Raw genomic sequence first — 15,867 nt, forward strand, 5'->3', positions numbered from 1 at the left:
CCCATTAAAGTTGCTCCAGAATATTTGGTGCGGTGATTGCTCCGTGAGATCCGTGCCAGAGCACTTTCCCTTTACTGAGCAGTAGTACCTGCGGACTCTCATGCCTGATGCCGTAAGCGTCTGCGATCTTATTCGAAAGGCTCCTGTACCTGATCAGGTCGAGAAAGTAGCATGATATCCCGGCGTCAAGCAGGGCTTTACTGCGTTCCATCCTGCTGAGCACTACAGAGCTTATACCACAACGGGTGCTGTGTTTGTAAATGAGCACTACCCTTTGAAAAGATTCCATTTGAATAGCCTCAAGCTGTGAAAGCTCGGTAAGTTGATGCCATGGAAAAGCATTTTCATCTTCCCCTTTTCCGTCGAATATTGATCCTAACCACTTCATTGCCATGCGCCTTGTAACTTTTTGTCTGCTTTTGTTCAAAGAATAGCGCCAAAATGTCTGCTTAACACACTCATTAGCAGTCATTTTGACTGTATATCACCTTTGGAATATTTATTGAAAATATGCTTGCGTAAGTTAATCATATTAGAAACAACACCTATGAACTTAAATAATTTCACCATTAAATCACAGGAGGCCATACAGCAGGCGCAACAGATCGCCCAGGGATATGGCCATCAGCAGATCGAGAATGAACACCTCTTCAAGGCCATTATGGAGGTCGATAAAAATGTGTTGTCCTTTATTCTCAAAAAACTCAATGTAAACACCAGCCTTCTGGGCCAGATGGTAGAAAGTACCTTAAAGGGCTTTGCCAAGGTCGAAGGCGGAGAACTCATGCTATCAAGAGATGCTGCTTCCACACTTAATGAAGCCGCTAATCTCTCAAAGAAAATGAAAGACGAGTTTGTGAGCATTGAACACCTTATTTGGGCCATTTTTAAATCAAAAAGTAAGGTCGCCCAGATGCTCAAAGACCAGGGCGTTACCGAAAAGGGACTTCAGGCCGCTATAGAAGAACTCAGAAAAGGAGACCGGGTTACCTCGGCTAGTGCCGAAGACACCTATAATTCTCTTAACAAATACGCCAAGAACCTCAATCAGCTCGCCAACGATGGTAAACTTGACCCCGTGATCGGGCGTGACGAGGAAATAAGACGAGTACTACAGATCCTCTCGAGACGTACCAAGAACAATCCGATGCTTGTCGGAGAACCTGGAGTTGGTAAAACAGCCATAGCCGAAGGTTTAGCCCACAGGATCATTCAGGGTGATGTGCCGGAGAACCTTAAGGACAAACAGATCTTTTCGCTCGATATGGGAGCCTTGATCGCCGGAGCCAAATACAAAGGTGAATTCGAAGAGCGCCTTAAGGCTGTCATCAAAGAGGTTACCACCTCAGATGGCAACATTGTATTGTTCATTGATGAGATCCACACCCTTGTGGGAGCCGGAGGCGGTCAGGGAGCCATGGATGCGGCGAACATCCTGAAACCCGCTTTGGCGAGAGGAGAGCTCCGTGCTATTGGGGCAACCACCCTTGACGAATATCAAAAGTATTTTGAAAAAGACAAGGCGCTGGAGCGACGCTTTCAAAAGGTAATGGTCAATGAGCCGGACACCGAGAGTGCTATCTCCATTTTACGGGGTATCAAAGAAAAGTATGAGACCCACCACAAGGTGCGAATTAAGGATGAAGCCATTATTGCTGCGGTAGAATTATCCCAAAGGTATATTACCAACAGGTTTCTGCCGGATAAGGCTATTGACCTTATGGACGAGGCGGCTTCAAAGCTGCGCATGGAGATCAATTCGAAGCCGGAAGAGCTCGATGTGCTCGACCGAAAGATCATGCAGCTAGAGATCGAGATCGAGGCAATTAAACGTGAAGATGACGAAACAAAATTAAAAAGCCTCAATGCCGAACTGGCCAATCTCAAGGACGAGCGTCACGAGGTTTTTGCGAAATGGTCAAGTGAAAAAGAGGTCGTAGATCAGGTTCAAAATGCCAAGGAAGATATCGAACGCTTTAAGCTGGAAGCCGAAAAGGCAGAAAGAGAAGGCGACTACGGTAAGGTTGCAGAGATACGTTACGGTAAGATCAAAGAAGCCCAGGAACAATTACAGACCCTGCAGGAAAGCCTGCAGGAACAACAGCAAAGTGGCAAAAGTCTGATCAAGGAAGAAGTGACCAATGAAGACATTGCCGAAGTAGTGGCTAAATGGACCGGTATTCCCGTAACCAAGATGCTCCAAAGCGAAAGAGAAAAACTGCTTAGCCTGGAAGACGAACTCCATAAGCGCGTGGTCGGACAAGAAGAGGCTATTCAAAGCGTATCTGATGCGATACGACGCAGCAGAGCCGGATTACAGGATATGAAAAAGCCCATTGGTTCGTTTCTATTCCTCGGGACCACCGGGGTGGGGAAAACAGAACTTGCAAAGGCCCTGGCCGAATATCTGTTTGACGATGAAACCGCCATGACCCGGATTGATATGAGTGAGTACCAGGAAAGACATTCGGTAAGCCGATTGGTGGGAGCGCCTCCGGGATATGTTGGATATGATGAGGGCGGACAGCTCACCGAGGCTGTGCGACGCAAGCCCTATTCGGTCGTATTGCTAGATGAGATCGAGAAAGCACACCCGGACACCTTCAATATCCTGCTGCAAGTACTGGATGAAGGGCGTCTTACCGATAACAAGGGAAGGCTGGCCGATTTCAAGAATACGATCATTATCATGACCAGTAATATGGGTAGCCATATCATTCAGGAGAAATTTGAGAACATTCCGGATATCTATAGTGCCATGGAGGCAGCCAAGACCGAAGTGCTGGGACTGCTTAAACAAAGTGTAAGACCGGAGTTCCTGAACAGGATCGACGATATTATTATGTTCACACCGCTTAGCGAGGCCAATATCAAGGACATTGTAGGCCTGCAGCTTAAACAAGTCATAAAAATGGTTGCAAAACAAGGCATCACCATGGATGCTACAAAAGAAGCGGTAGCGCATCTGGCATTAAAAGGATACGACCCGCAGTATGGGGCCAGGCCGGTAAAAAGGATCATTCAGAAAGAAGTGCTCAACGAGTTATCTAAAGAGATCCTCTCCGGAAAGGTCACTACAGACAGTATCATCCTCCTGGATGCCTTTAACGACGAGATCGTTTTCAGAAATCAGGACAATCTCGTAGATAAGTCTGATTTATAACGTAAGGTTTTTGTATAAACTGCGACTATTAAAACAGCGACGAGAGTTTGCTAAGATGAAGGTAGATAATTCGTTAGCGAATTATTTAGTTTTAAGTTGGTTGGTTAGTGAGCCCCTGCAGCATGCTGCAGGGGCTTTTTATTGGAATAGAAAAAAGAATTATAAAATACCATTCAGTATTATTATCTTGTAGTTGTAAAACAACTTCCATGCTCACCAAAGCCGAAAGAACTACCGTATTCATTACCAGCACCATTGCTCCCATCTTCAATAAAAAAGGCTACGCTGCCACGAGTTTAAGCGACATTACCACCGCCACAGGACTCACTAAGGGGGCCGTATACGGGAACTTCGAAAATAAGGAAACCCTATACCTGCAGTGCTTCGACCACCTGGCTCATAAGATCATTGCCAAACTCGAATCCCGTGTAGAAAATGCCGGAGATCCTCTGGAAGGGCTCATGCAATTTGCGTACTTTTACAAAGACTATTACGAGTTCACAAATACTTTTGGTGGCTGTCCTATTGTTAATTTTGGCACCGACAGTAAGTTCCTAAATGACGAAATGAGCCAAAAGGTTCAGGAAGTGATGCACCGTATAGAAGCGATCATGGCTTCACTCATAGAGTCGGGAAAGGAAGAGGGGGTAATTCGCAAGAACATCAAGGGCGATGTATACGCCAAACGGTTCTATTCCCTCATACAGGGCGCAGTATTTATGAGCAACACCACAAAAGACCCCTCCTACCTCAAAGATGCCATGAATGTTATTATCGACACAATGAATCAACGCTTTAAAAAATAACTCATGGAAAATATCAACACCTATATCGATCACACCCTCTTAGATCCGCTGGCCACAGAAGCACAGATCACCAAATTATGCGAAGAAGCAGCTATTTATCGGTTTAAGTCGGTTTGCGTACACGGCACCTATGTGGCTTTGGCCAAAGAATTACTCAGAGATACCAAGGTCCTGGTGTGTACCGTGGTAGGATTCCCCTTAGGAGCAGCGACCACTGCTGCAAAGGTCGCTGAAGCAGAAGATGCGGTAAAAGACGGTGCCGGAGAAGTCGATATGGTGATCAATCAGGGGTGGGTCAAGGACAAGGCGTACAGCAAGATCACCCAGGAAGTTCATTTTATAAAACACGCCATTGGAGGTGCCGTATTGAAGGTGATCATCGAAACGGCCAATCTGAGCAAAGAAGAGATCGTAGCCGTATCTAAAGCCGTAGTCGAAGGCGGTGGTGACTTTGTTAAGACCTCGACCGGATTTGCCAGCAGAGGAGCTTCTCTCGAAGATATTACAATTATTAAGAACACCGTAGGCAACAATGCCCTGATCAAAGCCTCAGGAGGTATCAGGAGCTATGAAGACGCCATCGCATTTATCGCCAAGGGCGCCGACAGAATTGGTACTTCTTCAGGAATTAAGATCGTTAGCCACTTTGGCAAGCAATAGGAAGACCTGAGCACTAACCTATGATCATATGAGGCGCTTTAAAGGACCTAGGAAGACCGCTTATCAGGTACCCTGAGCAACAACAACAATCCGAACACAAAGAGGATTCCCAGAAAAAAGATCGAATTACGCATACTCCCTGTTAGTTGCGCTATAAGTCCGTACAGGAACATCCCGATCACGATCCCTATCTTCTCTGCCACATCGTAAAAACTAAAGAAAGAGGTGGTATCCATGGTTTTAGGCAGGAACTTGGAATAAGTAGAGCGCGACAATGCCTGTATACCTCCCATGACCAATCCTACGGTAGCGGCTGTAATATAGAATTGTACCGGAGTGATCACAAAATAGCCGTACACACATATGGCGATCCAAACAAGGTTAATGGCAATAAGTACCGGAATATTCCCAAAACGGAACGAGAGTCGTGCCGTTCCCCAGGCGCCAAGAATGGCTACCAGCTGAATAAGCAAGATGGAAACGATAAGCCCCATGGTTCGCTCCTCTGCATTGGCCCAGGCAAGCTCCTCTTCTGCAAAATACGACGCCGCAAGCATAACCGTCTGCACCCCCATACTGTAAACAAAGAAGGCTCCGAGGTAACGCTTTAGTCGTTTGCTTTCTGCGAGGTCGTGCCACACTTTCTGCAGCTCTTTGAATCCGCTAAGCAATACCTGCTTGTTGACCTTCCCCTTGTTCTCGTTGCCCTCAGGCAGATGGTAGAAGGTATACTGTGCAAATCCGGCCCACCATAATCCCACGGTCAGAAACGAGAGCTTGGTTGGCATTCCCGCCCCTTCAAATCCGAACCACTCGTATTTAAGGATCATCAGTAAATTGATCAGCAACAGGATCACACTACCAAAATAACCCCAGGAATACCCCTTCGCACTAATGGAATCCTGTTGTTCAGGATAGGCTATATCCGGCAAATAAGAGTTGTAAAAAACAAGGCTGCCCCAAAAGCCTACCAGGCCGAAAAAGTAGGCAATAAGGCCAAAATAGATATGCTCCAGACTAAACCAGTACAACGCAGCACTTGATAATGCTCCCAGGTAACAAAAAAATTTGAGAAAGACCTTTTTATTCCCCACGTAATCGGCCACCCCGGAGAGCAGCGGACTCAATACAGCGATAAACAGAAAAGCTGCAGCGGTAACATAGGTGATCAGGGGAGCTCTGGCGATCATACCTCCAAAGACCTCTATCTTCTCGACCCCGGCCTCCCGAAATAAGGCCCCGTAGAAAAGCGGGAAGATAGCCGAGGCTATGGTAAGACTGTATACCGAATTGGCCCAATCGTAAAACGCCCAGGCATTTAGAAGTTTTTTACTTCCTTTTTGTAGTTGGTTCATAGGTTCAGGTCATAAAAAAACCGCCCTTCAGGGAGAAGAGCGGTGTCTAATATATAGATTTATTGTTAAAGCCTTATTGCTGAAAAGAGGTTACCCCGTATTTCTTGGCTTCAGCTTTTGCATTTTCAGCATTCGCTCTCAGGTTTTGGATCCTTGTCGTACTGCTTGGGTGCGTACTAAGGAATTCAGGTTGTGAACTTCCCCCGTTCTTCGCCATGCGCTCCCAGAGTCTTGCAGCCTCATCGGGATTATAACCGGCTATGGCCATTAAACGCTGCCCGATAATATCGGCTTCTGTTTCATGACTACGGCTAAATGGCAGCATAACTCCAACCTGGGAACCTACACCATAGGCCGCATTAAAGAGCAAGTTCTTATCGCGATCGTTCATGGTGGCAACGTTACCTACTACCAGGCCTACCTGCTGTAACGTTCCGGCACTCATTCGCTGGGCTCCGTGATCGGCAAGGGCGTGGGCTACCTCATGCCCCATAACGGCGGCAATTCCAGCTTCACTTTCACAAATGGGTAAGATTCCCGTATAAAAAACGATCTTCCCGCCAGGCATACACCAGGCATTCACTTGTTTGTCGTCTACCAAATTAAATTCCCAACTGTAATCTTTAAGATATTCGGGATTGCCATTTGCGGCAAAAAACGTCTCTGCCGCCTTTTTGATGCGCTGTCCTACCTTGGTGATCAATTCGGCCTCTGCCGTCCCTTTGATCACTTTATTCGCATCTAAAAACTCATCGTACTGTTTAAAAGAGGTAGGGAACAGGCTACTGTTATCATGAAAATTAAGGGTCGATTTTCCGGTAAAAGGATTGGTCTTACACCCTAGGACCAAACCCGCAAATAGCAACAGCGTTACTACATGTTTGAATTTAATACTCCTCATTTTTATTAGTTTTTGGAGCTATGCTCCTATGATATGAATTTCTGTAAAATCTTTAGGGATCAACATAGACTGACCCTCCACAGATTCAATAGATTCCAACGGAATCCTGGCGTTATCCAGATACACCGACTTCACCTTGAACGGGAGGCCGTGTAACACTAATTTAAAATGTTCATAGGAAGTAAGGTACTTTCCTTCTTTGAAGTGCTGAATTATCAGTTGATCGCCGCGACCGGTAAGACGAAACTTCCTCGAGCAATACCTTCCTTTTTTATAATCGTAGCCGTCTCCGGCATCCTCGTAGACCATAGAGGTCTCTACTCCTTCGGCGTAATACGCATGAAGTTCCAATTCTTCGATCTCCTTCTCCCCTACATATTGTTGCACCGGATACTTCGGAATTATCGCTCCTTCTTTAACAAAGATCGGAGCAGAATCAAGATCGGCCTCGACCCAGGTTTCTTTGCCTCCCTCCAAGATCTCATCATTCCAGTAGTTATACCATTTCCCGCGAGGCAGGTACATCCTTCTTCCCTTGGCATTAGGCTCCAGAACAGGACAAACCAGGATGTGGTTCCCAAAAATAAACTCATCATTGCGATAATGGGTATGCTGATCATCCTGATCGTAATACATCAACGATTTGAGCATAGGTACCCCATCGTTGATATACTCCCAGAACATGGTGTAGAGATAGGGTAATAAACGGTAGCGCAGCTCTATGAACTTTCGGGTGATATTGGTGATCTCTTCACCGAACGACCATGGTTCCTGATCGCCGTGATCGCCACTTGAATGCACCCTGCAGAAGGGATGAAACACCCCTAATTGTATCCAGCGCGCGAATAATTCTCCTGACGGCTGCTCGGCGAAGCCTCCGATATCAGAACCTGTGAACGACATGCCGCTCATACACATACGTTGCACCTGTACATTGGCGATCCACAAATGCTCCCAGGTAGCCACATTGTCGCCGGTCCAGGAGGAGGTGTATCGTTGGGTTCCGGAATATGCAGCACGGGTGATCACGAAAGGCCTTTTAGGGAAGGTATACTTGCGCAAGCCTTCATAGGTAGCCCTGGCCATTTGCATCCCGTAAATATTGTGCGCCTTGCGATGGCTGCAGGGGTGGCCGTCGTAGTTATGGCGTACATCGTCAGGGAAGGTTTTTCCGGGCACTTCCATCACAGCCGGTTCGTTCATATCGTTCCAAACCCCACGTAATCCGGTTTCGGCGATCAATTCTTTAAATAGTCCCGACCACCATTCACGTACTTCGGGATTGGTAAAATCCGGGAAATTACATTCCCCGGGCCACACCTTACCCTTCATATACGGGCCATCTGCCCGTTTACAGAAATAATCTTTATCTATAGCCTCCTGGTACACCGGGTAGTCCTTATCGATCTTGATACCCGGATCGATGATAGCCACGGTCTTGAATCCTTCTCCAAGAAGATCATCGACCATTTTCTTAGGATCCGGAAAATACTCGTTGTTCCAGGTAAAGCATCGAAAACCATCCATATAATCGATGTCCAGGTAGATGGCATCACAAGGGATCTTTTTCTTCCGGAAGGTATTGGTAATCTCCCTTACATTGCTTTCCGGGTAATAACTCCATTTACACTGATGAAAGCCCAATGTCCATAAGGGCGGCAATTCGGGAGTCCCCGTAAGATCGGTATATCCCTGAACGACTTCAGGGATGCCCGGCCCGTAAAAGAAATAATAGTTCATCTCTCCCCCATCGGCCCAGAACGAAGTGATATTTCGTCTTTCCTGGCAAAAGTCAAAATGACTTCTAAAGGTATTATCAAAGAAAATACCATAGGCTTTCTTCTTGTGAAGTCCGATATAAAAAGGTACCGCTTTATACAGTGGACTCTGGTCTTTCCCGAATGCGTATTGGTCTGTATTCCAGTTTTCCACGCGCTTTCCTCTCAGGTTAAGCTGCGATGGTTTATCGCCCAGTGCATAAAAACTTTCCGAGCCTTGAGCATGTTTGCTCATTTTGACGATATTACCACCATGGTGGTAACTCTCCTCCCAATGAAATCCAAGTTCATCTTCATTAATGGTATTCCCTTCCTTATCGAGAACAGCAACCCTTAGATCGCCCTTAGCTACATGCACTTCCAGTTTTGCCGTAATAATGGCAAAGTGCTCCTCATGCTCTTCCAACTCCAGATGATTAAATCCATAGGTGGCATCCTCAGCGATGGCATAAGAAAAATCGGGCTCATATCCTTCTTGGGTGGCATACCGAAAACGTAAAACACTATCTCTAAGGATAGTTATGGTAAGGGTTACCTCATTTTCTGTGAAGAATATGACCTTATCAACCTCTTTCTTGTGATCAATTATTTTTGAGGGATATAAATTCCCTTTATACTCTAGTTCTGTATTGGTGATCATAACTACATTTTATCAAGAGCCTAAAAATAATAGTTTAATCACTAATGGCATTTTTTTTATGGTAAAATGTGAAATGCGACCATAGCCAGGGGTGGTAAAGTTACTGTTGCAGAATGTTCTCTTCCGTTCCACGCTGTATGTTCTGTCGCAATGCGCTTCTTATTACTGCAACCACTGCCACCATATTTTTTATAATCGCTGTTAAATACTTGCTCCAGCCCACTGCCGAAAGGCAGTCCTATACGGTAATCCTCCCTGATGGCCGGTGTCATGTTCAAGACTACTACAAGAGTATCTTCCTTTTTACGGCCCTTTCTCAAGTACACCAGAACAGAATTTTCAGCATCCCCGTAATTGATCCATTCAAAACCTTCAGAACTAAATTGCTTCTCAAAAAGTGCCCTTTCACCCCGGTATAATTTATTCAGGTCACCCACGAGCTTTTGCATCCCTTCATGCATCGGATATTGCAGAAGATGCCAATCGAGACTACCTTGAAAATCCCACTCTTCACCCTGGCCAAACTCACCTCCCATAAAGAGCAACTTCCCGCCGGGGTGGGTAAACATATAACTGTAGAGCAACCGCAGATTCGCGAAACGCTGCCATTCGTCTCCGGGCATACGCCCCAGAATAGATCGCTTACCGTAAACCACTTCGTCATGACTTAAAGGCAACATGAAGTTTTCAGTAAAGGCATAGGTCATACTAAAAGTGATATCATTTTGATGATGCCTGCGGTGAATAGGATCTTTTTTAAAGTATTCGAGGGTATCGTGCATCCATCCCATCATCCATTTCATCCCAAATCCAAGACCTCCGAGATATACGGGCTTGGTGACCATCGGAAATGAAGTCGATTCTTCGGCAATGGTCTGAATACCTTCAAAGCTTCCGTATACAGCTTCGTTTAGCTCTTTCATAAACAGAATTGCATCGAGGTTCTCACGCCCCCCGAATTCATTGGGTTCCCACTCCCCCTCCTCCCTTGAATAATCAAGATAAAGCATGGAAGCAACTGCATCTACCCGCAATGCGTCGGCATGAAATTTATCGAGCCAGAAAAAGGCATTACTTATAAGAAATGAGCGCACTTCATTACGACCATAATTGAAGATCAGACTCTTCCAATCGGGATGATACCCTTTTCTTCGATCAGGGTGTTCATAGAGGTTTGACCCGTCAAAAAAACCAAGACCATGAGCGTCTTCGGGAAAGTGTGAAGGCACCCAGTCGAGGACAACCCCGATCCCGGCCTGGTGTAATTTATCGATCAGGAACATCAGGTCTTCAGGCTTACCAAAACGGGAGGTCGGTGCGAAATACCCGGTTAACTGGTATCCCCATGATGGATCATACGGATACTCCATGATCGGCATGAACTCAACGTGGGTAAATTGCATTTTCTTTACGTAAGCTACCAGCTCATCAGCTAATTCAACATAGCTCAGGGAACGCCCTCCATCTTCTATCTTTCGTCTCCATGAGGCAAGGTGAAGCTCATAGACCGAAAAAGGTTTATCGAGTGCATTGTGGTCTTTACGGGTTTCCATCCAGGAGGTATCCTTCCATGAATAGTTGTGTTTCCAGGTAAGTGAAGCGGTATGAGGTGGCGATTCACAGTAAAAGGCATAAGGATCTGCTTTTTCCGTTTTAATATCGTTATGATGCGAATGTATTTTAAACTTATATCGCGTTCCCTGCTCGATCCCGGGAATAAAACCTTCCCATATACCGGAGCCGTCCCACCTAACCTGTAGCGGATGATCACCTTCGATCCAGTAATTAAAATCTCCAATGACCGACACAGCTTTTGCACTTGGTGCCCAAACTGCAAAGTAACATCCGTTCTTACCGTCCTTTTCAATAAAATGAGCACCAAATTTTTCATATAAGCGATAGTGCTTGCCCGATCTAAAAAGGTCAATATCAAAATCGGTAAACAAACTGTGCAACTCTACCTGGTTTTTCATACAATTGGGTTATAATATAAATCTTATTTGGAATCATTAAGAATACTCATAATACCTTCTAAAGGAATAACAGCCCATAAAGGTCTTGAATTCATTTCGTATCCAAGCTCATAAACTGCCTTTTCCAGAAGGCAATATTTTAGCACATAGGTGCGCTCGCCGAGATATCCTATACTCAGGTTTTTAGAACGAACATAATCGATATAAGAATCAGAGAATACGGCTATCATATACTGATAAAGCAACTCCCCTGCCTTGAACAGGGATTCCTGGGTATAGGGGTACTCACTCTGATGTGAAAATATAGTAGCGTAGATGGCATAGTGAAACGATCGGAACATACCAGCCACATCCTTAAGCGGAGGTTGTTTTACCTTCCGGTCGCGAATGGTACTTTCGGGTTCTCCCTCAAAATCGAGAATATAAAAATCGTCGTCTTTGACCAATACCTGTCCCAGATGGTAATCGCCGTGAATACGAATGCGTTCGCCTTTAAGCCTCGTCCAGTTGAAGTCTACAAACCTTTTTCGAACCTCATTCTTGCGCTCAAGAAACTCCTGTGCCCTCTCAAGTGTGAGTCCCTCTAACTTATGCAGGTTATTTTCCACGATGTTCAGACGGTTCTGAAATTGATAGAGCATCCGGTTCTTTAGCCATACCTCATAGTCGCCATTGTAGTGCGTAGGCGTAAAAGCCATATCTTCGAATTCCGACCCCAGAAGCACATGCATCTCTGCGGTGCGAAGTCCCAATTTACGAAGCTTTTGAAAAAGATTCAGACCGGCCCAGTCAATGATCTCAGGAGGAACGTCACGAATGGCCAGCCTGTTGAACATACTGGTCTTGGGCAATTTATCAATGTCGATACCCTTGTATTCCAGGTTTAGAAAAACCTTGTGCAATTCTTCGAGCATATACTCCCAGGCATCCCCTTGGTTGGGTATCAGTTCCTGCATCAAGGCAATGGTTATGTTTACATTCTCCATGTCCTTAACGCTCATGCTTCCCCGGTAAGCGGGTGTGTTCTTGAATCCGCGTTTCTCAGATAAGAACCTACTCAGCTCATAATCCGGATTTTTTGAAGCGTAAATTCTTCGAAAGAACTTGATCACATATTTATCGTTAATGACAATGGAGGTATTACTCTGTTCAAGTCCCATAAACCTCGAACTTTCATATTCCTCCGAATCCAAATACTCACTTTTATGGTATTGCACCTTAGTGGTATCAAAGGGAACAGCACTCTGAATACGCTGAAAAACGACCCTTCGGAATCCTTCCAGATTTACTGCATCGACAATAAAACCTTTCTCACCGTTTAATGAGATCTCCAGAATACGTCCTTTTTCTGCATATTGGGGATCGGTAACAAAGGCAATAGGCAGAAAATAATGTTGAAAAAAGGCTTCATAAAAGTTCACTTCGAGAATGAGTCCGTAATACACTTCTCCACTTTGCTGGATCTTAAAGTACTCGGCCAGTTCGATATATTTGAGCTTGCTGCTTTTCCCTCCATACCAGCGTTGTGCAATGATGTATTTTTCGAGGACATCAGAAAGAAAGGCTTTGAGAAAATCTTTGTCCTCAATGAGTTCTTCCCAGTTCGATCTAAAATCGTAAGGTGCCCTGACAACTTTGGTACTTTCTGATTTCTTACTCCCCATAACAGATCTATTTAATGATTTTGAAAAGGTGGAATGGCAAGGCGGGATGCAACTCTACATAATTCCATTCTTTGTCCCATATGTAACTGCTTCCTGTGATCAGGTCAAGCATTCGTATCTGTTGACCTTCTTTAACCCTTAATGCATCCAGCGGAAGTCGAACCCAACCCTGCTTGGAGTAAAAGGCATCAAGACTTGCCACCATAAATGTTTCATTCGTACGATCATCATCAAATTTGTACCAGGCCAGCAACTGATCGTTATCTGTATCGCAAAAACGAATATTATTGGTTTGCTGCAGAGATAACTGTTCTTTACGAGCCATATTGATCTTTGTCATAATATGGGTCAATTTATTCTTTAAGTCCCAGTTCCAATGACTTACTTCATATTTCTCAGAATTTAAATACTCCTCCTTCCCCGGGACCGCTGCAGAAACTAAATGCTCATAAACAGGGCCATAAACCCCGGTGTTCGAACTTAGGGTTGCAGCGAGAAAATATCTTTGTAGAAATACGGCCTCATTCCCCCCCTGTAGCGGATAAGGGTTAATATCGGGAGTGTTAGGCCAAAAATTAGGACGGAAGTAATCCTTACGCTCGGTTTTGGTTAGCTCTTCCAAATACTGTACGAGCTCCTGTTTGCTATTACGCCAGGTAAAATAGGTATAACTTTGAGTAAAACCTTGTTTAGCAAGCTCTTCCATGACCTTGGGCCTGGTAAAGGCTTCTGAAAGGAACAGGACATCAGGGTATTTTTTCTTCACCTCAGCAATAAGCCAACCCCAAAACTTAAAGGGTTTGGTATGGGGGTTATCCACCCTGAAAATGCGAATATCAAATTCTTCTACCCAGTACATGGCTATACTGAGTAACTCTTTCCACAATCGCTTCCAATCCTTGGTTTCAAAATATATAGGTAGGATATCCTGGTACTTCTTAGGCGGATTTTCGGCGTATTGCACAGTTCCATCCGGTCGCCACTTAAACCATTCAGGATGCTCCTTGACGTACGGATGATCGGGAGCACATTGCAGGGCGAAATCCATGGCGATCTCAATACCGTACTCCCTTGCTTTAGATACAAGACTTTTAAAATCTTTTTCTGTACCCAATTCCGGATGAATGGATTTATGTCCTCCCTTAGCCGAACCGATGCCCCAGGGGGAGCCTACATCTCCGGGCTCGGCAGTGGTGGCATTGTTCTTCCCTTTTCGATTTACCTCTCCTATAGGATGAATAGGCGGAAAATACAATACATCAAACCCCATTTCCGCAATACGAGGAATCAGGCGTTCACAGTCTTCAAAAGTACCATGCTTTCCTGCTTCTGCAGATGCCGACCTTGGAAAGAACTCATACCAGGTAGAAAAACGAGCTTTAGTCCTATCGGTATAAACTCTGAATTTAGGAGAATCTGCAGCCAGGTACCTCATGGGATATTTTATGAATAATTCCTTAAGTTTTAAGGATACAGCCTCTTCAATAGCCTTTTCGTAGGAGAATTCCTCTGCGAATAGACCTTTTAGCGATCTAAGATAGTCCTGTTCACTTTTCTGGCATTTCCTTAGAACCTGATCGATATACTCGATGCCTTCCAGTAATTCGCTTTTTACCATCTGCCCATCCTCTATCTTACGCCCTATACCGTGCTGCCAGTTCAAGGCATAATCTACCCATCCCTGAATGTAAAACATGTACTCACCTTGCTTTTCTACCGAAAATGTACCAGACCAATGATCATTAATTCCTTGTTCCATCCTACACTCCCGCCAATTGCGTTCCTTTTCGTGTTTGAAACGCACCACACAGGCCACCACATCATGACCATCTGCAAATACATCTGCACTAATATCCACGTGCTCTCCGACAACGCGTTTAATATAAAAATCCCCATGATGTATCTGGGGATGCACATTTTCTATAATTACTCTTGACTGGTCTTGCATCTTCTTGTATTAATAGTGTATTAAAAATATAAAAAACCTTTGAAAATAAGTAAATTCGCCATTAAACATACAGGTATGCCCGACCAAAAAACCTCAAATACATCTTCAGACATAAAAGTTCCTTTATTTATAAAATTACCCGCCAAGATCTTAGAAAAGGTATCTCCCTCTCTGGCTGCGAAATTTGCCGCCAGGTTGTTCTGTACCCCATTTAAGTTCGGGATGCCTGAGCGGGAATATGAAATGGACCAACAAAGTCGCCAGGAACGCCTTATAGTTCCCGGTATCGGGAAAGAGATCGTGGTTTACCATTACGGGAAAGCCGCTAAAAAAGTTTTATTGGTACACGGCTGGAGCGGACGAGGCACACAACTTTCGGTGATCGCCGATCGCCTGCTGCAGGAAGGCTACAGTACGGTAAGTTTTGACGCCCCTGCTCATGGAAAAGCCACAGGAAAACAAACCGAGATGCTGGAATTTATAGCATCCTGCCTTTTCTTAACTCGCGAATTCGGCCCTTTTGAATTCGGTATCGGCCACTCCCTTGGAGCGATGACCTTGCTCCAAAGTATGAACAGGGGGGCACAATTCAAAAAGCTGGTACTTATTGGCAGCGGCAACCTGGTTTGGGACATTATGCAAGACTTCACCAAAAAATTGGGATTAAAGCCCATTACCGGAATTCAGATGAAGCGCTATTTTGATGAGATCTCCGGTATGGACACGCAAGAGCTATCGGCAGAGCTGGTAGCACCAGGGATCGATATTCCTGTAATGGTGATACACGATACAGACGACGAAGACGTCCCGGTATCGGCAGCGCATGCCATTCATGCCGCACTTCCTCATGGGGAACTCATGATCACCTCGGGCCTTGGCCATCGCAAGATCCTGGGAGATCCTGAAGTTATCGCAGCAGCCATGACATTCCTTAAAAAATAAGGATCAAGACACATAGATCGCAAACGCTGATCTTTTT

11 protein-coding genes are annotated in these 15,867 nt (G+C 45.1%); 4 read left to right on the forward strand and 7 right to left on the reverse strand.

Features of this window, described 5'->3' with window-relative positions:
• Positions 1 to 4: 4 nt before the first annotated feature.
• Positions 5 to 394: a bacillithiol system redox-active protein YtxJ gene (gene ytxJ, locus IS446_RS12460; protein ID WP_235996490.1), complete on the reverse strand. Its 390-nt coding sequence runs from the start codon at positions 392 to 394 to the stop codon at positions 5 to 7.
• A gap of 153 nt (positions 395 to 547) precedes the next feature.
• On the opposite strand from ytxJ, the gene clpB reads away from it, so the two are divergent.
• From clpB to deoC, 3 genes are all read left to right on the forward strand, one after another.
• Positions 548 to 3,163 carry an ATP-dependent chaperone ClpB gene (gene clpB / locus IS446_RS12465; RefSeq protein WP_203061078.1) on the forward strand — a complete coding sequence of 872 codons (2,616 nt, stop codon included), beginning with the start codon at positions 548 to 550 and terminating at the stop codon, positions 3,161 to 3,163.
• Positions 3,164 to 3,372: 209 nt separating this feature from the next.
• Entirely contained in the window at positions 3,373 to 3,969 is a 597-nt protein-coding gene (locus tag IS446_RS12470) for a TetR/AcrR family transcriptional regulator (RefSeq protein WP_203061079.1), read from the forward strand.
• A 3-nt stretch (positions 3,970 to 3,972) separates the two neighbouring features.
• Positions 3,973 to 4,629, forward strand: coding sequence for a deoxyribose-phosphate aldolase (deoC, locus tag IS446_RS12475; RefSeq protein WP_203061080.1), 657 nt, complete (start codon positions 3,973 to 3,975; stop codon positions 4,627 to 4,629).
• Positions 4,630 to 4,676: 47 nt separating this feature from the next.
• Here the strand turns inward: deoC and IS446_RS12480 are convergent, their stop codons facing one another.
• The 6 genes from IS446_RS12480 to IS446_RS12505 form a co-directional block, all read right to left on the reverse strand.
• On the reverse strand, positions 4,677 to 5,984 hold the full coding sequence (locus IS446_RS12480; RefSeq protein WP_203061081.1) for an MFS transporter: 1,308 nt from the start codon (positions 5,982 to 5,984) through the stop codon (positions 4,677 to 4,679).
• A 73-nt stretch (positions 5,985 to 6,057) separates the two neighbouring features.
• Positions 6,058 to 6,885 carry a M48 family metallopeptidase gene (locus IS446_RS12485; protein WP_203061082.1) on the reverse strand — a complete coding sequence of 276 codons (828 nt, stop codon included), beginning with the start codon at positions 6,883 to 6,885 and terminating at the stop codon, positions 6,058 to 6,060.
• A gap of 18 nt (positions 6,886 to 6,903) precedes the next feature.
• Complete coding sequence (locus IS446_RS12490) at positions 6,904 to 9,303, reverse strand: glycoside hydrolase family 31 protein (protein WP_203061083.1); 2,400 nt, start codon at positions 9,301 to 9,303, stop codon at positions 6,904 to 6,906.
• A gap of 56 nt (positions 9,304 to 9,359) precedes the next feature.
• Positions 9,360 to 11,276, reverse strand: coding sequence for a 1,4-alpha-glucan branching protein GlgB (glgB, locus tag IS446_RS12495; protein ID WP_203061084.1), 1,917 nt, complete (start codon positions 11,274 to 11,276; stop codon positions 9,360 to 9,362).
• Between the two features lie 23 nt (positions 11,277 to 11,299).
• Positions 11,300 to 12,940: a trehalose synthase gene (locus tag IS446_RS12500; RefSeq protein WP_203061085.1), complete on the reverse strand. Its 1,641-nt coding sequence runs from the start codon at positions 12,938 to 12,940 to the stop codon at positions 11,300 to 11,302.
• A gap of 7 nt (positions 12,941 to 12,947) precedes the next feature.
• Positions 12,948 to 14,888 (reverse strand): alpha-1,4-glucan--maltose-1-phosphate maltosyltransferase, encoded by a 1,941-nt coding sequence (locus tag IS446_RS12505; protein WP_203061086.1) that lies wholly within the window; start codon positions 14,886 to 14,888, stop codon positions 12,948 to 12,950.
• A gap of 75 nt (positions 14,889 to 14,963) precedes the next feature.
• Between IS446_RS12505 and IS446_RS12510 the strand changes: the two genes are divergently transcribed.
• Positions 14,964 to 15,830 carry an alpha/beta fold hydrolase gene (locus tag IS446_RS12510; protein WP_203061087.1) on the forward strand — a complete coding sequence of 289 codons (867 nt, stop codon included), beginning with the start codon at positions 14,964 to 14,966 and terminating at the stop codon, positions 15,828 to 15,830.
• Positions 15,831 to 15,867 lie beyond the last annotated feature (37 nt).

The sequence above is a fragment of the Robertkochia sediminum genome, from assembly GCF_016786255.1.
Classification (GTDB): Bacteria; Bacteroidota; Bacteroidia; order Flavobacteriales; family Flavobacteriaceae; genus Robertkochia; species Robertkochia sediminum.